Genomic DNA, 20,293 nt, shown 5'->3' on the forward strand with positions numbered 1-20,293 from the left:
CACGCTGGCTTCATGAACCAGTGTATGGGAGCGCTCCCACTCACTCCTGTCTCCACCTCCCGAAGTACCGCGCCGCAGCACGAACTCCCCCTGCCCACCGCACGGAAGGAACGTCCGTTGCGCCCGCTCTCCTTCCTCACCGCCCGAAGATCCTCCGCGCCCCCCGCAGCGGCTCCCGGAATCCGCCCGGCAGTCCCGACCGGTGTCCGACGCTCCCACCTGGTGAGTGCGTGGGGAGCCGCGGTCGCCGTCGTCGCCGGCCTGCTGCTGCCGTCGGCCGCCCCCAGCCCGTCCTCCGCCGCGTCGGCCGCCTTCAACTACGGCGAGGCACTCCAGAAGTCGCTCTGGTTCTACGACGCTCAGCGGTCGGGGAAGCTCCCGGACGACAACCGCGTCTCCTGGCGCGGGGACTCCGCCCTCGGCGACGGCAAGGACGCCGGTCTCGATCTGACCGGCGGGTGGTACGACGCCGGGGACCACGTCAAGTTCGGCCTGCCCATGGCCTTTTCCGCCACCCTGCTCGCCTGGGGCGGCGTGGAGCAGAAGTCCGCCTACGCCACCTCCGGCCAGCTCCGGTACCTCCAGGACAACCTGCGGTTCGTCAACGACTACTTCATCAAGGCGCACCCGTCCGCGAACGTGCTGTACGGCCAGGTGGGCAACGGCGCCGACGACCACAAGTGGTGGGGGCCGGCCGAAGTCATGCCGATGGCGCGGCCCGCGTACAAGATCGACGCGTCCTGCCCGGGGTCCGACCTCGCGGGCCAGACCGCCGCGGCCATGGCGTCGTCCTCCATGGTGTTCGCGGACAGCGATCCGGCGTACGCGAGCAAACTGCTCACCCACGCCAAGCAGTTGTACGCGTTCGCCGACGCCTACCGCGGCAAGTACAGCGACTGCATCACCGATGCCCAGGCGTACTACAACTCCTGGAGCGGCTACAACGACGAGCTGGTCTGGGGCGCCGTCTGGCTGTACAGGGCGACCGGTGACGCCGCGTACCTGGCGAAGGCCGAATCGGCCTACGACAAGCTGTCGACCGAGCCCCAGACGACCACCCGCTCCTACCGCTGGACGCTCTCCTGGGACGACACCTCCTACGGCTCGTACGTGCTCCTCGCCCAGCTCACCGGCAAGCAGCGGTACGTCGACGACGCCAACCGGTGGCTGGACTGGTGGACGGTCGGTGTCAACGGGACCAAGGTGCGCTACTCGCCCGGCGGGCAGGCGGTCCTCGACAGTTGGGGATCGCTGCGGTACGCCGCCAACACCGCGTTCGCCGCGCTGTCGTACGCCGACTGGCTGACCGGCGACCCGGTGCGCAAGGCCCGCTATCACGACTTCGCGGTCCGGCAGATCAACTACGCACTCGGCGACAACCCGCGCAAGTCCAGTTACGTCGTCGGCTTCGGCGCGAACCCGCCGACGAAGCCGCACCACCGGACCGCTCACGGCTCGTGGACCGACCAGCTCACCAACCCGGTGGACAACCGGCACGTCCTGTACGGCGCGCTGGTCGGCGGGCCGAGCGCGGCGGACGACGCGTACACCGACGACCGGTCCAACTACGTGAACAACGAGGTGGCCACCGACTACAACGCGGCCTTCACCGGTGCCCTGGCCCGTCTGTACGCCGAGTACGGCGGCAGCCCGCTCGCCGACTTCCCCCGGGCCGAGAAACCGGACGGGCCCGAGGTCTCGGTCCAGGCGTCCGTGAACGCCTCGGGTCCCGGCTTCACCGAGATCAAGGCGTACCTGATCAACAAGTCGGCGTGGCCCGCACGCGCGTTGACGCACGCTTCCCTGCGCTACTACTTCACGCTCGACGGCGGGGTCACGCCCGATCAGATCAGCACCACCACCAACTACAACCAGTGCGGCAAGGTGTCCGGTCCGACGCACTTCGAGGGCGACGTCTACTTCGTCACCGTGGACTGCTCCAACGCGGTGATCGCTCCGGCGGGCCAGTCGGCCTACCGGAAGGAGGTGCAGTTCCGCATCGTCTCGGCCGGGGCCTGGAACCCTGCGAACGACTGGTCCTACCAGGCGATCCCGACGACGCCGGGCAGTACGCCGGTGGACGCGCCGCACATCGTGCTGGCGGAGGGTTCGGACACGCAGTGGGGTGCGGAGCCCGACGGCACCACACCGACGCCCACACCCACTCCCACTCCCACACCCACCCCCACGCCCACACCTACTCCCACGCCCACACCGACGTCCCCCTCGACCCAGTGCGCCGTGACCTACACCGTCACCAGCACCTGGAACGGCGGCTTCACCGCTGATGTCGGTGTGCGGAACACCGGCACGACGGCGGTCGACGGCTGGCGGCTCGGGTTCTCGTTCAAGGGTGCCGAGAAGGTGACGAGCGCCTGGAACGCCACCGTCTCGCAGGCCGGATCCGGTGTCACCGCCGCGAACGTCGCGCACAACGCCGCGATCCCGCCGGGCTCCAGCGTGAGCTTCGGATTCCAGGGCACGGGCACCCCCGCCGGAACGCCCGCGGCCTTCACCCTGAACGGGAAGGACTGCGGCTGACCGGTGGTTCGCTGACGTGTTCTCCTCCCGGCCCGCGTCGGGCAGACCATCGAGTGGTATGCGGCAGGCCGTGCACCACCGCGCGGTCCGCACGCGGGCCGGGCCGACCGCCCCCGACTGCGTCCCCTTGTGACCAGTGCCCCGGGCCCGGCACCCGTCAGGACAGAGTCCCGCACACCATGCGCAACCTCCCTGTCGCCCTGACAGGACGTGGGCCGGCCGGGTCAGGAGGGCGGCGGCCGGGCGGGCCGGACATCTCAGCCATGCGCGCGGGGGGGGGCACGAGCAGGGCCGTACCTTCTCGAACAGGGGCCCGCCCTCGTCGAACGTCCGAGCGTCGGACAGGACCCGCTGCACCAGCTCGGGATGCCAGACCAGATAGGCGGGGCGTGGCCGAGCAGCGGCAGGGCTCCGGGAGCGGTGCGCACCGTCCGGTCGAGGTCCTTCCCCGGTCCCGGGCGCGACGTGTCCGCGCGCGGGGTCATCGGCGGAAGCCGAAGCGCTCGTCGGTGCTGTAAGCGGGCCGGACACCCGCCTTCTGCTCGATGGGCGGGTAGCGGGGGGAGTCGACGCAGCGGGGACTGCCGCGGTGGTAGTCGTAGTTGCCGCGGACCTGGGTGGTGTAGGACTCCAGGACCCGCTCGACCTGCCGGTGGACGCCTTCGTCGGCGGTGACGCGGGCCAGCTCCCGCGGTACGCGTGCCACGGCGGCGAGGTACTGCTTCATCAGGTCGGTGAGGAGGGTGTTGACGGCCTCCACGGCTTTCTGACGGGAGCAGCCACGCCGGTCTTCGGTGATGAGGACGGCGTTGAAGGGGTATCTGACGGCGTCTTCCCGGTCGACGGAGTAGACGTCGTTGTAGATCCCGATCCATTCGGCTCCCCGGTCCCCGGCCTCCGTCATGGCCGGCAGCACGCGGACCTCATGGGGCAGGTCGACGCCCACGGCGTACTCGCTGAGGTGCATGAACCAGCCGAGGACGGAGGTGGCGCGCCGGTGGGGGACGTACTCCTCCAGTGTCATGGAGTGCCCGAGCCGCACGGTGGCGACCTCGCGCACGAAGGTGGCGAGCCACATGAGGACTTCGGCGGTGAACGCCTCCACCCAGGCGGATGAGCGGTGCGCGCAGATACGCGTGTTGATGTCGCGGCCGGCGCGGGCGACGGGACCGGCCGGTTCCGCGGTGCCGTCGACGGCCCGGGCCAGCTCGGCGACGGCGACGGCGACGGCGACGGCGACGGCGACGGCGACGGCGACGGCGACGGCGACGAACACGACGTCCCGCGCGGGGATGCGCTCGTCCAGCCCGTCGTCGACGGCCCACACCCAGATGACGTACTGGCACAGCGCCTCGAAGCGTTCGGGGTCCGCGTCGGGCAGGCAGACGGCGGTGGCGAAGTCGGGTTCGGTGCGGACCATCTGCCGGGTGACGGCCGGGTCGGTCGGCAGCGAGTGCTCGCGCGCCCGGGCGTACATCCGCGTTCCTCGCCGGTCCCACGCGGGGTTGAGGCCGCGCGGGGACAGGGGCATGCAGAAGTCGGGGAACTCGTAGCTGAGCCTCGGTGACATCCTCGCCTCCACGGCGTGTGGCACATGCGGGCGCGGGGGCCCTGGCCGTACCACCGGAGTACACGGCGGCCACGGCGCACGGCGCCGGTACGGCACCACCGCGGGTACGGGCGACCCTTACCGGACCCCACACCGGCGAGGACAACGGTGCGTACCCCAGGTCCAGTTGGGCCAGGCCGAGCTAGCACCGCCTACGGCTTCGACTTGCCACTCTCGTGGTCGTTCGCGTACTCGCCGAGGGCCCACCGTGCTGCCCGCCCGTTGATCCGGCTGTAACTGAGATCCAGCAGCCCTGCTCGCCGCCCGCCCTTGTGATCAACTCTGTTGGCTTTATTGACATTTCACTCAGACGTCCTACCGTTGGGAGCGCTCCCATGACAGCTTGCAACTGGAAGGAGTTCCCCCCACATGCGCACACAGAGTCCGTTAACCGGGCCTTCGCGGTCGTCCCTCCGCCGGCCTCTCCAGGCGCTCGCCATGCTGTTCGCCGTGGTCGTCGGCGCGCTGACCTGGTCGGCCCCCGCCCAGGCTCACGGCACCATCGTCGACCCCGCCTCCCGCGCGTACCAGTGCTGGAAGACGTGGGGCAGCAACCACACGAACCCGGCCATGCAGACCCAGGACCCCATGTGTTGGCAGGCCTTCCAGGCCAACCCCGACACCATGTGGAACTGGATGAGCGCGCTTCGCGACGGCCTCGGTGGCCAGTTCCAGGCGCGGACCCCCGACGGGACGCTCTGCAGCAACAACCTCTCGAGGAACGCCAGCCTGGACAAGCCCGGACCGTGGAAGGCCACCACTGTCGGCAACAACTTCTCGGTCCACCTGTACGACCAGGCGTCCCACGGTGCCGACTACTTCAAGGTCTACGTGAGCAAGCAGGGCTTCGACCCCACGACCCAGACCCTGGGCTGGGGCAACCTCGACTTCATCACGCAGACCGGCCGCTACGCGCCGGCCCAGGACATCACGTTCCCCGTCCAGACCTCCGGCTACACCGGACGCCACATCCTGTTCGTGATCTGGCAGGCCTCGCACCTCGACCAGGCCTACATGTGGTGCAGCGACGTGAACTTCGGCTGAGCCGGGAAGCGCCGCACACGGCACCGGTTCCCGCCGGCCGGCCGGACTCCGTCGGGGCAGGGTACCTGTCTGGTCACACCTGCCCCGACGGGAGAACCATGACCAATGGCATGCGGCTCATTGACACGACCGTCCAACGCACCCTGCCCAGCCCTGAGCCATGGGCGGCACCGCGCCGGGCGGTCGTCGGCTTGACGCCGCGCTTCCACAGCAGACGGCGGTACTTGTCGAAGTCGTCACCCCGGTCGGCATACAGGCGCCGGGGGCCTGGGTGACGTCATGCCGACGGTCGCCGGCGAGCGTGACGACGAGCGGGGCTGTGACGACCGACGATCAGATGGCGCTCGGGGCGGGGGCTGCCCCGGTCAACAGTGCTGATGATCGGCTGGAGCGAGCGGCTCGACGGGACTGGGCACCCACTGCTGACGGAGCACTGTGGCCGAGGCTCGGCCGATGCCCTAGGACGCCGGCCCGGAGACGAGCACAGCGGCTGCCGACCCGCTGATGCTCGCGGTCCGAGCAGCTCCCCGACTGCTGCGGCACGCGGTGCACGCAACGCCGCCGTCGGCAGCCGATGTCTGGGGCCAGGCCCGCATTCTCCGTACCCGCCCAGCCCGAACCGTGTGGTACGTCCCGTGCCGGGCTGTCGTCCGAGCTCCTGCCGCTACCGTTGCACGCTGCCGTGATGTTTCTGACGGCTGTGATTCATCGGCCTCGTCGTGGGCGGGCTCGTGTTCCTCCACGACAAGTCTTTGCCCATGGCCATCGCGACGGGCCCGGTGGCCCCTTGAGGCGGCATTCCATGCCCACAAGCAGATCATCTCAAGCTGGCGATGTCACAGGCGAGTCGGAGCAGATTGACGTGGATGCCCGCGCGTGCGGATGACGCTCGCTCGCGCCGCGCCCGCGCTGATCGACTGCGACGACCTGATACCGGGCAATCAGCCAGGGCCGCCCCCACCTCCCACTCACCCTCACGACCGGCCAAGCCGCGCAGCGGCACGACCGGCTCCCCCGGCCCCGGCCCCGGCCCGGAGACGAGCCGAACCCCGTCGCGAACCACCAACACGCTCGGACCACTCCACGACCGCCCCCAGGCATCGCCTCGCCCCGATCATGCCCCGACAGCCACAAGCCGCGCTCCAGGTCACCCTCCTCTAAGGAGCGCCGCCATGAGGCACCGGGCACGTCCGCGGCGACGATGCCCTGCGACCGCAGCGGGTCAACCGCCACTGTCAGACCGAGGTGGCAACATCAACGAGGTGAACGCCCTGAGGCGTCTCAGCTCACGTCCAGGCGAACGAAGAGGAGTATTCCCCTTGCGACCGCACCGCGTAGCACCCGGCATCGCCGCTGGCATCCTCGCCCCGGCCCTCCTGCTCGCCACCCCGTCCTTCGCCGCCGCGGCGGCACCGACCGCGGTGACGGTACCCGCGGTGTCCTCGTCCGCGGACGAGCCGGACGCCGACGACCTGAGGGTGGCCATAGTCCGGATCCTCGCCGACCCGGACAGCGGCCGGCGTGTGACACGAGAAGCGAACGCCCTCCTGGACGCCAATGACCCCGAGGCGATGCGCGCCTGGCTGGAGACCGGCTACCGCATCGCCCAGGCCGAGGACGACCGCGTCGCCATCACCCGCATCCTCGCCGACCCGTCCACCAGCCCGGTCCTGCGCGCGGCAGCCAACGCCGCCCTCGACGACAACACACCCGAAGTACTGCGCCACTTCCTGGAAGTCGGCAGGTACCAGGTCGCCTGACCGGCACGGCGCCGCACCGCAGCGCGTCGCCCGGGTGGCACCCCTGCCGCACGCCCGGTCGCCGGAACGACGAGAATCCGGTCGGGGCCGCCTGCACCTCTGTGTGCCGGCGGCCCCGACCGGCAGGCCCCGTCCCGGCTCGGCGTCCTCCGCACAGCTCTGTGGTCCCGTCGCCCGGTGCGGCGTGGGCCACTGACACCTCCGACAGCAGAAAGCACATTCTTCGATGACCACACAACCCCTGCGCACCGAGCACAGCGGTCCGCAGACCGTTTCCGCCGTGACCGACTTGCCGTTCAAGCCTCAGCTCGTCAAAGCGGTGTTCAGGGACGTGACCTCGTTGCACGTCTCCCGGTCGGCCGCGTGGGCCGCCGCGTCGGTGACGCGGACCCTGATGGCGGAGATCATCGACGGCGCGAGAAGCGCGGCGGCCGAGGAGGCCAGGAAGAGGCTGATTCCCAAGGACCTCATCTCGGCGATCGACCGGAACGTCGAGGTCGAGGTCGGATCGGAGTGGTACCTGCACAGCCCGACCTTTCACGGCCTGTTGGGCGAGCTGCACAACGCCGATGGTTCGCTCGTGTCTCTTCGTGAGCGCCGCGGGACGCGTACACCGAGTGGTGTGGCTGGCGCTCACCGGTTCGAGGCCGGGGTGAGAAGGCTGCTGGGCAGCCGGGGGGTGAGGGCGGTCCCGGCGATGGTCCGCGACCTGGACGGCATCGCGAGCGTGTTCCTGACGGCCCTGGCCCGGGACGCGGCCATGGTCGTCCGTGAGGGCGGGGTCAAGCGGTTCGGGACGGTCAGCCTGGTGGTGCCGGGCGGGCCAGCCCCGGCCCCGCCGCTCAAGGACCCCCTCCTCGCCCTGTCCATCCGCCGCGGGGACCGGCGGACTGTTGGCGGGGACGACGTCCTGGCCGCCGTCACGATGCAGCTGTTCGGTGATCTCAGGCAACGCGCCATCACCGAGGCAGCCGGGATGACACGGAACACGCCGGCCAACTGACCGGACTCGCCCCTGCGCTCCGCCCACGGGCGAGGACCCGGCCGCCCCCGGCCCGGACGGCCGGACCGGCCGGCTTGATGTGAGCAGCCAGCTTCTCGGGGACTGAAACGATGCGGTAAGGCGCTGACCCAGTAGCCCTTGGGCATGGCACCTGCAGTGCGGGGACGAGTGCGTTCTCACTTACGGGTTGGTCGCGCACGAGCGCCGGCGGGCGAGAGCCAGACTCGTCGGCGGGCGAGAGCCAGACTCGTCAGCGTCGTGATCGCCATGGCGCCCATGCCGATCAGCGCCGCGGTGGTGTAGGCGCTGTCGTCGGGGAAGAGGTGGCCTGGGCCGGTGCCCGCGGCGAGTGTCAGGCCGCCGATGGCGCTGCCCAGGGAGTACCCGACGCTGCGGACCACGTAGTGGAAGCTCATGGCGCTCGATGTCTCGCTCTTGGGGGTGACGGCCAGGATGACGCCGGGCATCGCGGCCGAGAAGCCGCCGACGCCGAAGCCGAGCACGCCCATCGCCGCGAACAGTTCGGCCAGGTCCGACCGGGCCGCCGTGAACAGGGCGAACCCGCCGCCGACCACGACGGCGCCGGCGGCCAGGAGCAGGGGGTCGGCGATCCGTGTCCGGACCCGCGGCGTGAGCTTGCCGGCGACGAACCCCAGCACCGAGAACGGGATGAGGACCAGCCCGGCGACGAAGGTCGTCAGCCCGAAGCCGTAGCCGGCGCCGTGCGGCGTCTGCGCGTACCGGGTGATGAGCGTGAGCAGGAGGTACATGCCGATCCCGCCGACGAACATGGCGAGGTTCGCCCCGGCGACCGCCGGGTGCCGCACCGCCCGCACATCGACCAGGGGCGTCGTGCTGCGCAGTTCGATGACGGCCCAGACGCAGAGCAGCACCACCGCGACGACGACGAGCCCCGCCGCCACGACGAGGTGCCGGCTCCACAGATTCCGTTCGCCGGCGAGGAACAGCACCAGGAGCAGCGCGGCGGCCAGGACGACCGCGCCTGCCACGTCCACGCGGGCGGAGCGGCCCTCGGGGGCTTCGGGCATGGCGCGCCACGCGGTCAGGAGGGCGGCGGCGGTGACGGCCAGGCCGAGGCCGTAGGCGGCCCGTACCCCGCCGAACTCGGCGAGCAGCGCCGCCAGCGGGTAGCCGACGCCGGCCCCGATGACCGAGACCACCGAGATCAGGGCGATCACGGCCGCGCTGCGCTCCTCGGGGAGGTGGTCCCGCGCCACGCCGATCATCAGTGCCGTCAGCCCGAGCCCGACGCCCTGGGCCGCCCTGCCGGCCAGCAGCCACGCGAACGGCAGCGGCAGCACGGTGAGCGCGCTGCCGGTGACGACGACCACCAGCGTGGCGAGGATGGTGACCCGCCGGTGCCGGCCGGCTCCGAGCCGGCCCAGGACCGGCGTGGTGACGGCGCCGCTGAGCAGCGCGACGGTCAGCGTCCACTGCGCGCTGCCGAGCGAGACGTGGAACGAGGTCGCCACGCTGGTGATGAGTGGCGTCCCGAGGCTGGCGACCGCTGCCACGACCAGGGCGATGAACATCAGGGAGGGGACCAGCAGCCGCGCCTCGGAACGCGCCACCGGTGACGTCTTCGCCGCGCCCTCGCCGACCGGCTGCCCGGTCACCGCTTCGACCCCTCTCGGTCCTGGCTGTCGAGCTCTGCCAGATGCTCCAGCGCCGGAAGGGCCGCCACCAGCGCCTCGATCTCGTCGCCGGTGAGCTCGCCGATCAACCGCTCGAACGCGCGAACGCCCGCTTGGCGCCGCGTCCGGACATAGGAGGCGCCGGCCTCGGTCAGGCACACCAGCGTGACCCGCTTGTCGGACGCGTCGCCCCGCCGCTCGACCAGGCCGGACTCCTCCATCACCCGGACCAGGGCGGTCATCGCGGGCTGGGTGACGCCCTCGACCGCGGCCAGATCGGTGATGCGCCGCGGGCCGGTCCGGTCCAGGGTGGCCAGGGTGGCTGCGGACGTCAGACTCATGTCCCGGGGCAGGCGTCTCGCGGCCCTCGTGGCCAGGCCGTAGAGGGCGGTCCCGATGGCTGCGGACGCGTCAGGAGTGGTGCCTTGACGACTCATGGTCGAAGCATAGCTCTTTTATATTCATGATTTATGTAAGTGGGTCGGCGTCCGCGGCTCCCTCACCGACGTCGTCACCGCCCCCACCTGCCCGGCCGAGGGCCCATCGTGTTCAGGGGCCGGTTTCCGGGCCGGACGAGCCCCTCTCATCGGCTGCCGAGGACGTGAGGGCGGAACGCCAGTCGATCCACTCACGGGCGAACCGGGCGGGCGTCAGTCCCACGGTGGAACGGAAGACATGGCCGAGGTGCGCCTGATCGTAGAATCCGGCCTCCCGGGCGACCTGCGGGAGCGGTGTGCCCAGGGCCTGTAGACGAAGCGCGTGGTTGAACCTCAGGATCCGGGCCATCACGGCGGGCGAGCGGCCCACCTGTGTCCGGAACAGCCATTCCAGGTGCCGGACGCTGCACAGGGCGCGGGCGGCCAGGTGGGCGGTGCGCACCCGGCCACCGGTGCGACGCAGTTCCTCCCAGGCGGACAGCACTTCCGGTGCGACCGCGGGCGCGTCGCGCAGCAGCGGGCTCAGCACGCGGTCGAGCAGCCGGGGGCGTTCGTGCGGCGCTGCCTCCCTGAGCTGCTCGGGCAGGGTTCTGAGGGACCTCGGCAGCAGGTCGGGGGCTTCGAGACCGGCGGCGTCCCATTCGTGCATGGGCAGGCCGAAGAGACGATAGCCGGCCATCGGCGTCAGGCGTACGGCGAAACCGCTCACACCGCCGGAATGCCCGACCGCGAGCGCGGTGGGAGCGGGCAGAAGCCACGTACCAATACCCCGACAGGTGCAACGGCTTCGTTCGCGTCTACTTCAACAGCAACTGGTCGGGGGTGTACGACGATGTTCCCGCCTGCGGCAACGTCAATCTGACCAGGACGAAGAACAACAACGCGTCGTTCCGCGTCTACTGATCCCGCCGGGACCGCCCCGTCGGAACGGGGGCGGGGCGGTCCCGGAGCCTACGAAGGGACCGTCACCGGTGACCCGCTCGCCCCTCCCGGCGTCCTTCCTGCGGCCCGCGGCCGCCGTCCTCCTCTGCGCGGGGGTGCTGCTGGGCTGCGGCCGGGAAGGCCCCGACGCCCCGTCCGGCCCCAGCGCCACGCACCGCCGGCCGGCCACGGCACGGGCCGCGGAGCCGGAGCGTGTGCTGCCGCTGGACCGGTACTTCCTCACCCCGTCGGACACCGCCCGGATCCAGCGCGGGATCGGCGTCCTGGTGGCCGACTGCATGCGGGGCGCCGGACTGCGGCCGCCTCCCGGTCCGTTGGCACCGCCTCCCTCGCCGCCCCGCAACGAGCGCCGCTACGGGGTCACCGACGCCGCTTCCGCCGCGGAGTTCGGCTACCACCTGCCGCCCGTCCCGTCGCAGGTGCCGGGAGAAACGCTCGACCGGGCCCGGTCCGAGGCGCTCACCGGCACGCACGACGGGACCCGGCCGCGGGCCGGCGTGCCCGCGGAAGGCTGTATCGCGGCGTCCGCCCGGCAGGTCACCGGCGCACCCGGGTACCCGGCGGATCCGGAGAACCTGCGGCGCCTGAACGTGGAATCGTTCGAGCGCTCCCTCGAAGACCCGGGAGTCGTCCGGGGCATGGCGCGCTGGTCCGCGTGCATGCGCGAGGAGGACTTCCGCTACCGCACCCCGCTGGAACCCTCGTTCCCCGCGCACGAGGCGACCCCCGAGGAACGGCGGACCGCGCTCGCCGACATCGCCTGCAAGAGGCGGACGGGCCTGGTGGAGCTCTGGTACGCGGCGGAGACCGGCATCCAGCGGGACCTGATCCACCGCCACCGCGCGGAACTGGACGCGCTCATGACCGACCGGGCCCGGCTGCTCGCCCGCGCCGACCGTGCCGGGAGGAACCCGAGCACCTGACCCGGCCGGTGCTGCCCCCGCAACGTTCAAGGCCGACGAGGCTGGGCCGGCAGTCCAACAGTTGCTGTCTCACATCGCGCGGGGCGAGGTACTGCGCGGAGTCGCAGGGCACGTGTGATCACGGCGTCGCACCTGTGCTGGACAGGCCCGTTCACCGGCTCAGTCCGCGGCGGTTCGGCAAGCAGGTGACGGTGCCGCGACGCGAGGGTGCGGACGCCCGCAAAAGCCGGCCGTGGAGTCCTCCCACTGGAGGCCGGGCCCTGCCGGCCGCGGCATACTGGCGCACGAACCCACAGGTCGTCAGCGCTCTGATGGCCGCTGACCGACCGATACCGGGCCCTCCACGTGGTGATCACCGGCGCGATCAGCGACCGCTGCCCGTCCGATGACAACGGCTGACAGAAGCGGGCGTGCGGCCGGGCGCCGAGGGCAACGGCTCTGCCCCCGCGGCCCTTACCGCGCGAAGGGGCGCGTGGCACGGTGGATCGGGCCTGCCCTACCCGTCCCGCAGGCGAAGGAGGAACCGATGCCACGCGCCCGACGCCGCCGGGAGGCCGAGCCGCGGACCGCCGCGGAGACAGGACGGCGGCAGCCGGGTGCCGAGGTCGAGGCCGGTGCGCCGCACGGACGGGCGGCGCTCTCCCCTCAGATCGCCCTGGCCCTGCAACGGGCCATCGGCAACCGGGCCGTGGCGGACTTGATCACCGCTCAGCGCGCGCCCGGCCCGGCCACGCCCGCCTCCGGGGTCGCGGACGTCCTCGGCCAGCCCGGTTCCCCTCTCCACCCGCCGCTGCGGGAGGAGATGGAGGCGCGGTTGGGCGCGGACTTCTCCACGGTCCGGGTGCACGACGGCGTGACGGCGCAGCGGTCGGCCGCCGCGGTGGGCGCCCGGGCCTACACCTCCGGTGAGCACATCGTGATCGGCGAGGGCGGTGGTGACCGGCACACGGTCGCCCATGAGCTGGCACATGTGAAGCAGCAGCGCCTGGGACCGGTGGCGGGAAGCGACAACGGCGCGGGCCTGTCCGTCAGTGATCCCTCGGACGCCTTCGAGCGCGCCGCCGAAGCGACGGCGACGGCCGCGCTCGCCGGTCCGGTGCCCGACCGGGGTGCCGCCGCGGCGGTCCGGCAGGCCCCCGTGCGAGGGCACGGAGGCGGCCCGCGCGGGCTCGCGGTCCAGCGCGCCCGGATCTCCGACGTCCGGCCGGGCCTCTCCCAGGACGAGACGTCCACCATCACGGACTGGCTGGCCAGGACGGAACTCGACGTCCCGGTGTCCATCCCCGCAGGGAACCCGGGCACCCGGTCCGCGACGGCCAACAGCGGCCGGGCGAGCGACCCCCGGCTGGACGCGAACCTCAGGGTGGCCACGATCACCTGGGACCAGTTGCTGCGCGGCACCCCGGTACGCATGGCCTACGGCGTCCGTGACGTGTACGTGACGCCGAACAGCGGTGACTCCCTCGGCGCGGCGGTGAGAGAGCTCACGGAGTTACAGCGCCTCTCGGAGATCGCCGACGACCCGGTCCTGAGGCCGTTCACCGACTCGCTGATGAACTGGCTCGTGCACCAGCGGGGCAACCGCGGCGGTGACCTGGAGGTGGTGACGACCGCGACGGCGTCGGACGCGGGCCCCGGGGCCCGCGTCGTGATGGGCGGTCGTCCCGGTTGGGACGACACGGCCAACGAGATCGTCACCGCCGACGACGAGGACCGCCGGCACATCATCGCGTGGCACACCCTGCGCGACGCGTTCCAGAACGTCTTCGACCGGGCGCTGGCGCCCGGGGAGGACATCCATGCCCGGATGCGCCGGCTCAACGACGTACTGGAGGCGGAGAGCACCTGGGCCGAACTCGACGCCGTGGAGTCGGAGACCGGTTCGGACGGCGACGTGGAGATGACGAGCGCCCCGCAGTCGCAGGAGGACGGCTCGAGTCAGCACAGCGCCATGAGCGGCGTCGTCACCGGCCGCAGCCCCTCCCCCTCAGTCTCGGAGACCAGCAGCGCGAGCTCGGAGCGGCTGCGCAGCCGGCTGACCGAGACCATCACCCGGGTGATGACCCTGCTGTCGAACAACCCCTACAACCTGTGGGCCGGCGAGAGCCTCGCCAACCAGTCGATCAACCGTGTCGGACAGCAACTCTCGGCCCGGCTGGATCAGTTCGAGGACGATGACGAGCTGATCGAGGAGGTGCGGAACCGGGCGGCCGCAGGCGCCGACACCGCCAACCAGGACCGGAACGTGTGGACGCAGGTCCGGGACACGCTGGAGGGCGTGGCCGCCTCCGACGCCCGCAAGTTCATCCAGTCGATCGTGGACTCCTTCGACATCGACATCCCAGTGACCGGCGAGGACGAGACCTCCAGCACGTACGGCGGTCTGGCGGACCAGGCGGCCGTCGTCCGCAACATCCTGGCCACCGGCCTCGCCCGGGAGGTGCTGCAGATGAGCGGAGGTACCCTGCCCAAGGACTTCGACGGACTGATCTCGCACGTGAGCGGCTGGCTGCGACGGTACCTGCGCCCGCAGACCCTGCAGACCGGCATGTCCCGGGGACGCCGCCTGGTGGGTGCACGGAGCCAGCAGGGCGACGGGAGTTGACGTCTCGTCAGGGCGCCGGGTCGCGGTCCGCGTCGCCATCAGGCTCCGCGGCGGCGGCGACCGAGCGGCGGGCGGATTGCGGCAGCGCCCGCAGGCCGCGGCCGTCGTCACGGGTGCCGCTCGGCGCGGCCCCGGACCCGGTGAACACCGACCGGCGCAGCGCCGCGTCGGCGGTGATCTCGGCGACGCCGCGTGAAGCCGCGGCGCGCAGCAGGTCGCCGGTGCAACACCAGGGGCACGGGAACGGCCTCGGCGACGGCGGCGGGCCGGTCCGGGGCCGGTGCGGGCGGCGAACTCGGCGGCGCGACTCCGCTCGACGGGGCTGCGGCACCACCACTCTCGCCGGCCATCTGCAGGTCCTCGCAGCGCGGCAAGGGCACCAAAAGCAGGCGGGCCCGCACAGTCCCCACCGGCCCGGGCCGGAGCGGACACGATGACCGCGGTTGGTTCTGCGGATCCGCCGCGGATCCTCGGGGCCGTACCGCGCCGCGACGCACGGGCGGGAGGAGGATCCGGCTGCTCGGCGATCGAACCCCGGCCGGCGACAGGGACGCGGCGCCGGCCGCCGCCGGCCAGGGCCGGTGCCCGGGCGCGGTCACCCGGCCCGGCGTGGGCAGGCCCGCCGGCACGGTGCCGGACGGCGGCAACACACCGACGAACGGGAAGCGACCGACCGGCAGCCGCCGTACGGTCGGCCGCGGCGAGCGGAGGCAGACCCCTCCTCGTCCAGCGCGACGGCGCTCCTGCACCCGTCCCGGGCGCCGGGGCCGCGCCCCCGGGCGGCACGGCGTACCCGCGGCGTGCGACCGCAGGGGACGCGGGCTGGGCCGCAGTCGGCCTCGACGCCTTCTCCGTCACGCCCGGCACGGGCGGCCGGTGCGTGCGCCGGCCGGCAACCGCGCGCGTTCGTCCTTCGTGTACGGGTGGTCGGCCGCCCGGCACAGGTCGCGCCACCAGGCAGCGGGGTCGACGTCCAGGCTCTGGAGCTGGCCGCCGACGGCCAGCCGGACGCGCGTACCGGAGGCGGTCGTGGCGAACGGGTCCGTGCTCACGCTGGCCGGGCCCTCCCCGAGCGCGCCGCCGTCCGAGACGCGGTGCAGCCGTAGGCCCCGGTCGAGGGTGAGGGAGACGAGGGTGTGGTCGCCGATGAGCGCGAGTGGGTGCGTCGTGGTCGGGTAGGGGACGACGCCACCGGTCCGGCGGCCGGTCGCCGCGTCCCAGAAGCGCAGCTTGTGGTCGCTGTGGCCCACGGCCACGAGAGTGCCGTCCGGACTGAACAACACGGTGGGTGTCTGGTCCAGGGCCCAGGCAACGCCGGTCGGCGAGGACCAGTTCGCAACGCGCCTGCCCTTCACCAGGTCCCAGATCATCAGCCGGCCGTCGCCGTGCCCGGAGCCGGGGACGATCAGCGCCTGCCCAGGGTGTCCGGGGCGTACGACGAGCTGACCGTTGGGGGTCAGGGCCGGCCGGGGGCCGGCCCCGGGCGGTGCCACGCGCACCGGAGCGGACACGACGGCGCCCGTCGTGGGGTCGACGCGGAGTACGTCGTTGGAGGTGAGCAGCACGGCCAGTTCACCGTTGTCCAGCTGGGCCATGGACTCGATGGCGGACTTGCCGGCCGTGCCGCGCAGGTGCCCGGCGAGATCGACGTCGAGACGGCTGGCCAGGTCGTCGGCCGCGTACAGCACGAGCCTGAGACTCCTCGTGTCCGCCACGGCCACCCTGTCGCGTTCCTCGGAACTCACCCACAACGGCGCCCACTCGGGGTCCTCCGGTTCTTCCGGCAGCGCCACACTGCGCGCCGGGGCACCTGGGCTGCTCAGGTAGAGCCGGCCCTCCTCCAGGGTCGCGAACCTGTCGTGGTGCGGGTCCAGCGCCAGGGGCTCGCTCCCGGACGCGCTGAACGGCAGCGGCCCGACGTCCCTGTTGAGGCGCAGTCGTACGAGGCCGTCACCGACCGCGGCCACCGCCAGGGGACGTCCGGTCGAAGCGCGCGACCAGATCGCCGTCTTCACGTTCTCGCTCGACGTGTCGTTGGTGGGGACCACCGCTGTCCAGGTGTCACGGGACAGGACGCCCGCGGCGGAGACGACACCGTACTCCGTGCCGTCGCCGCTGGACTCGGCGGGGCGGAAGTACGTACGGTAGCAACCCGTGGCGTCGGTCCCGGAGAAACGGGACGGAGCTGCCCCGGCCACGGCGCCGCCGTCCACGCGCACAAGCCGCGCATCATCGTTCAGCCGGGCGCCGCTCACGGAGAGCACCTTGCCCCGGGCCATGAAGGCATGGATCGCGCTGACGTCCGTCACCAGCCGTCGTCGCTCCCTCCCGGTCGACAGGGAGAAGACCCCCGCCGACGACTGGTAGCGACCGGACAACGGACCGCGGACCCAATGGAGGGTCACCTGGTCGTTCCCGGCCGCGAACGCGGCGTCGTCCACCACCCGGCCCGCCGTCATCCGCCCCGCTCCCGTGACCGGGGTCGCCGCGGGCACGTTCCAGATGTCGAGCGCGCCGCGCTGGTCGATCCCGCCGCTCGCGCGCCGGTTGCCGTAGGAGTGGAGGCGCAGCAGGCGGGAGGAGTCGTCGGAGAAGTCCAGCGAGGCACCGTACACGTCATCCGACTCCGGTCGTGCCCCGGTGACCAGCCGCGGTTCGGGATCCTTGCCGACCTCCCAGAGCCGGACCGATCCGTCCACGGACGCCATGGCGTACCAGCGTCCGTCGTCGCTGATCGTGTCCCGTGAGTCCTGTGCGGGGACGCCGCGCAGGCGGTGGATCTTCGGGTGGTCCGTGCCGGCGCCGACGACGACGGTGACTGTTCTCCGGCCCCGGTCGGGATCGGTGGTCACGGCGAGTACGTCCGTCCGCGAGGCGGCCGTGACCCGGTCCACGCTTCCCGGCCACAACCCGGCATGCACCCGCTCCACGTCCCGCATCCGCAGGTACTGCCGGAACAGCTGGGCTCGGGCCTTGTCCGTGCGGGCCGTCGCCCACGCGCCCATCGTCATCTGCACGGAGAGCCCGAAGTCGTTCGCCGACCGTTCCTGTGCGAGGTCGGCCAGCTGTTCGGAGGCGGCGGTGCGCAGCTGCCTCGCGATGAGGTCGCGGCTACGGCCGGCGTCCCAGGCCAGCCAGCCCGCCATCAGCGTGAGAGCGGTGACGGCGGCGGCGAACCCGCGCAACACGTACGCGCCCCGTCGCGCGTGGCGCCGTCCCGCCGTCAGATAGGCCCGCTCCACGGCGGTGATGTCGCGGTCACGTTCCGGTTCCCACCGGTCCGCGGCGGTGAGCAGCTTCCCCGGGACGGGCACGAACGGACGGCGGCCTTCCGCGTCCCACGCGGCGGCCTGCTCCGCGACCTGGGACTGCCAGGCACGGAATTCCTCACCCTCGCGCAGACAGGTGCGAAGCCACCCCCACTCCCGCAGCAGAGCCTCATGAGCCATGCGCAGCGACTCACCGAGGGCGTCGCCCGATGGCGGCAGGGTGAAGGCGAGCAGCTTCTGCCGTGCCATGTGCCGTGCCAACAGCCTTTGCGATTCGTCCAGTTCGCCGACCGGCACGGTGTCCGGCAGGAACCGGCCGAGTCCGTCCGGGCGGGCCAGACGCTGGAACAGGCGCCGCGCGGTCTGTTCGTCGGCGACGCCTTCCGCGAGGGCCGCGTCGAGGGCGCGTTGCGCGTGCCGCGCCAACGCACCGGACAACCCGCCCAGTTCGTGGTAGGCGGTCAGGGTCAGCTGTCCCCCGGAGCGTCGCCGCCACAGCTCGGCCATGGTGAACTCCAGCAGCGGCAGGGCGTTGCTCTCGCCGCGCGTGTCCTGGGCGCCCTGGGCATCACGCAGCAGCAGTTCCTTCAGCCCGTCCTGGAGGCCGGCCCCGGGGATCGCAGCGAGCCGTGCGGAGATCACCTCGCCCAGTGCCTCGGGAGTGAGCGGGTCCAGCGGTACGACGGCTCGGGCCCGCTCGGCGGCCGGCAGCACGGCGGACAGCACGTCCAGCGTGGCGTGCCGGGCGGACACAACCGCCCGTGTCCCGTGGTCGGCCGCCGTGCCGGCGGTCAGTTCCCGCCACCACGTCACCACCTGCCGGGCCGCGGACGGCGCGGCGGCGGCGTACTCCTCGAACTGGTCCAGGACCAGCACGCCCATCCGGTCCTGGAAGGCCCCTCTGAGTTCCTCCCGCAGCGCGGCGAACGCGACCGCGTCCCCGGCCAGTGCCTCCCGTACGACTGTCAGCAGCGCCCCGGCATCCCCCTCGGGTACGGCCGCCCGCCACAGGGCCAGGAGCGCCTCGCCGAGCGTCGCGGCCGGGCCGTCCGCCTCCTGGGGGATGCGTACCACGACGGTGGCGTCCGCCGCCCGTAACCGCGGCAGCAGACCGGCGTACAGCAGTGACGACTTGCCCGTGCCCGACTGCCCGGTCAGCAGGGTCAGCGGCTGCTCGCGTACCGCCGCGACCAGTGCGTCCGTCTCCGCGGCACGCCCCGTGAACAGGTGCGCGTCCTTCTCCTCGAAGCGCAGCAGACCCTTGAACGGGCCGGCGTCGTCGGGGGCGTCCGGCGCCCGGGCGGCCAGTCGAGGGGCGGGGATGAGGTAGGCGGTACCGTCGAGTCCGGCACGGCCGCGCGTGGCGAGCATGCCGACCACACGGCCGGCTTCGACGTCCCAGACCGGGCCGCCGCTGAAGCCGGGCTGGATCGCCACGCTGCCGTGCCCCGCGTCCAGTTGGATGAGGCCCGCGCCCTGGCCACCGCGCAGGACACCGTGCGCGTTCACACCGGTGTCGGTGCTCTCCGGGAAGCCGTACAGGCGAGCCGCACGGCCGTACAGCGGCGCGTCGGGGCCGGCCAGGGGAAGCGGCGCGGTACCGGCGACCGCGCGGTCGAGCCGGAGGACCGCGATGTCATCGGCGGGATGCCAGGCGATGACGGTGGCGGTCACGTGTTCCCGCGTCCCTGCGGGCACCAGTGGGAAGTCGACCGCGAGCGGTTCGACCGGCCGGCTCGGTGCCGTACCGTCGCCGTGGGCCACCACATGCGCGCACGTGCACACCAGGTCCCGCCCCAGCAGGAATCCGGCGCCCAGCAGCTCCCCCTGGTGGTCGAAGATCCGGGCGAGCCCCTGCTCGAACTCCGTGCCTGGCGACGGGAGGGCGGAAGCCTGCGCCTCAGCCGCCGTCAACGGCGGGCTCCGCGTCCGGGGCCGACTGGTCATCGGCGCCGTCCCGGCCGGCACCGCCGGGCTCCGCGCCCGGGTCCGGCCCGTCGTCCGCGTCGTCCCGGCCGTCACCGCCGGGTCGTCGCTCCCACTCCAGGGCCACCTTGAAGTGCGCCTCGGTAGCGGCGCGGGCCAGCACGACGCCGGCATCCGCGCTGAGCTTCACCCCGAATTCGAGGCAGACCCTGTCGGGAGCCTGCGGCATGGTCCGCAGCGAGGCCAGAACGTCCTGGACGGCCGGCCGGACGCGGTCGACGGCCTGCCGGAGCGTGTCCGCCGCGGCACTCGCGGCGTTCCCGGGCCGTCTGCGCACGGGTTCGTACGCGTCGCTGTCCGGCGGCGCGGGACCGTCGACCTCCACGCGCAGCACCGACCCGTCGCTCACCCGGAACTCCGTTGTCCGCGCCATGAGTTCACCCGTCCCCGTTGCTTGCTCTCAGTGCGCCTGCGGTGAAGGCACCCAGCCTAATGGGACGGTGTCGGCTCTGTCTCGGACGGGAACCAGCGAGCGACGGTCCCGTCCAGCGGTCGCGTCCGGCGCCCGCCGCCTCCCAC

At 72.4% G+C, this 20,293-nt stretch carries 12 protein-coding genes and 3 pseudogenes; 7 read left to right on the top strand and 8 right to left on the bottom strand.

Annotated elements, in window-relative coordinates:
• The first annotated feature begins 222 nt into the window (after positions 1-222).
• Complete coding sequence (locus tag AB0E62_RS26450) at positions 223-2,541, top strand: glycoside hydrolase family 9 protein (protein ID WP_362198657.1); 2,319 nt, start codon at positions 223-225, stop codon at positions 2,539-2,541.
• Positions 2,542-3,022: 481 nt separating this feature from the next.
• Here AB0E62_RS26450 and AB0E62_RS26455 read toward each other — a convergent pair whose 3' ends face one another.
• Positions 3,023-4,111: a hypothetical protein gene (locus tag AB0E62_RS26455; protein ID WP_362198660.1), complete on the bottom strand. Its 1,089-nt coding sequence runs from the start codon at positions 4,109-4,111 to the stop codon at positions 3,023-3,025.
• A 477-nt stretch (positions 4,112-4,588) separates the two neighbouring features.
• Here AB0E62_RS26455 and AB0E62_RS26460 point away from each other — a divergent pair, with 477 nt between their 5' ends.
• Positions 4,589-5,194 carry a lytic polysaccharide monooxygenase gene (locus tag AB0E62_RS26460; protein ID WP_362198664.1) on the top strand — a complete coding sequence of 202 codons (606 nt, stop codon included), beginning with the start codon at positions 4,589-4,591 and terminating at the stop codon, positions 5,192-5,194.
• Positions 5,195-5,321: 127 nt separating this feature from the next.
• Here AB0E62_RS26460 and AB0E62_RS26465 read toward each other — a convergent pair.
• Positions 5,322-5,509 (bottom strand): annotated as a pseudogene (locus AB0E62_RS26465) (IS5/IS1182 family transposase); the annotation flags it as partial.
• Positions 5,510-6,513: 1,004 nt separating this feature from the next.
• Here AB0E62_RS26465 and AB0E62_RS26470 point away from each other — a divergent pair.
• Entirely contained in the window at positions 6,514-6,954 is a 441-nt protein-coding gene (locus AB0E62_RS26470) for an ALF repeat-containing protein (protein WP_362198667.1), read from the top strand.
• Between the two features lie 226 nt (positions 6,955-7,180).
• Positions 7,181-7,957, top strand: coding sequence for a hypothetical protein (locus AB0E62_RS26475; protein ID WP_362198670.1), 777 nt, complete (start codon positions 7,181-7,183; stop codon positions 7,955-7,957).
• A 25-nt stretch (positions 7,958-7,982) separates the two neighbouring features.
• Here the strand turns inward: AB0E62_RS26475 and AB0E62_RS26480 are convergent.
• From AB0E62_RS26480 to AB0E62_RS26495, 4 genes and pseudogenes are all read right to left on the bottom strand, one after another.
• Positions 7,983-8,103: pseudogene (locus AB0E62_RS26480) on the bottom strand (DUF1330 domain-containing protein); the annotation flags it as partial.
• Between the two features lie 30 nt (positions 8,104-8,133).
• On the bottom strand, positions 8,134-9,594 hold the full coding sequence (locus AB0E62_RS26485; RefSeq protein ID WP_362198673.1) for an MFS transporter: 1,461 nt from the start codon (positions 9,592-9,594) through the stop codon (positions 8,134-8,136).
• Positions 9,591-9,953, bottom strand: coding sequence for a MarR family transcriptional regulator (locus AB0E62_RS26490; RefSeq protein ID WP_362198775.1), 363 nt, complete (start codon positions 9,951-9,953; stop codon positions 9,591-9,593). The genes AB0E62_RS26485 and AB0E62_RS26490 overlap by 4 nt, the downstream gene beginning before the upstream one ends.
• 208 nt (positions 9,954-10,161) lie before the next feature.
• A complete protein-coding gene (locus tag AB0E62_RS26495; RefSeq protein WP_362198676.1) occupies positions 10,162-10,758 on the bottom strand; it encodes a helix-turn-helix domain-containing protein in 597 nt (198 codons plus the stop codon).
• 262 nt (positions 10,759-11,020) lie between these two features.
• On the opposite strand from AB0E62_RS26495, the gene AB0E62_RS26500 reads away from it, so the two are divergent.
• The 3 genes and pseudogenes from AB0E62_RS26500 to AB0E62_RS26510 all read left to right on the top strand — a co-directional run bounded on the left by AB0E62_RS26500 (position 11,021) and on the right by AB0E62_RS26510 (position 14,519).
• The gene (locus AB0E62_RS26500; RefSeq protein WP_362198679.1) at positions 11,021-11,914 is read left to right on the top strand and encodes a hypothetical protein; all 894 of its coding nucleotides are present in this window, start codon (positions 11,021-11,023) and stop codon (positions 11,912-11,914) included.
• A 114-nt stretch (positions 11,915-12,028) separates the two neighbouring features.
• A pseudogene (locus AB0E62_RS26505) lies at positions 12,029-12,204 on the top strand (IS5/IS1182 family transposase); the annotation flags it as partial.
• Positions 12,205-12,440: 236 nt separating this feature from the next.
• Positions 12,441-14,519, top strand: coding sequence for a DUF4157 domain-containing protein (locus tag AB0E62_RS26510; RefSeq protein WP_362198682.1), 2,079 nt, complete (start codon positions 12,441-12,443; stop codon positions 14,517-14,519).
• Between the two features lie 854 nt (positions 14,520-15,373).
• Here the strand turns inward: AB0E62_RS26510 and AB0E62_RS26515 are convergent.
• Positions 15,374-19,702 (bottom strand): trypsin-like peptidase domain-containing protein, encoded by a 4,329-nt coding sequence (locus AB0E62_RS26515; protein WP_362198685.1) that lies wholly within the window; start codon positions 19,700-19,702, stop codon positions 15,374-15,376.
• On the bottom strand, positions 19,689-20,147 hold the full coding sequence (locus AB0E62_RS26520; protein ID WP_362198688.1) for a CU044_2847 family protein: 459 nt from the start codon (positions 20,145-20,147) through the stop codon (positions 19,689-19,691). The genes AB0E62_RS26515 and AB0E62_RS26520 overlap by 14 nt, the downstream gene beginning before the upstream one ends.
• Positions 20,148-20,293: the final 146 nt, after the last annotated feature.

This window comes from Streptomyces sp. NPDC038707, from assembly GCF_040636485.1.
Lineage (GTDB): Bacteria > Actinomycetota > Actinomycetes > Streptomycetales > Streptomycetaceae > Streptomyces.

Excerpts from the sequence above, each read along its gene's own strand:
- AB0E62_RS26455 (WP_362198660.1), bottom strand. The coding sequence starts at position 4,111 with ATGTCACCGAGGCTCAGCTACGAGTTCCCCGACTTCTGCATGCCCCTG.
- AB0E62_RS26460 (WP_362198664.1), top strand. The coding sequence starts at position 4,589 with ATGCTGTTCGCCGTGGTCGTCGGCGCGCTGACCTGGTCGGCCCCCGCC.
- AB0E62_RS26475 (WP_362198670.1), top strand. The coding sequence starts at position 7,181 with ATGACCACACAACCCCTGCGCACCGAGCACAGCGGTCCGCAGACCGTT.
- AB0E62_RS26490 (WP_362198775.1), bottom strand. The coding sequence starts at position 9,953 with ATGAGTCTGACGTCCGCAGCCACCCTGGCCACCCTGGACCGGACCGGC.
- AB0E62_RS26510 (WP_362198682.1), top strand. The coding sequence starts at position 12,441 with ATGCCACGCGCCCGACGCCGCCGGGAGGCCGAGCCGCGGACCGCCGCG.
- AB0E62_RS26520 (WP_362198688.1), bottom strand. The coding sequence starts at position 20,147 with ATGGCGCGGACAACGGAGTTCCGGGTGAGCGACGGGTCGGTGCTGCGC.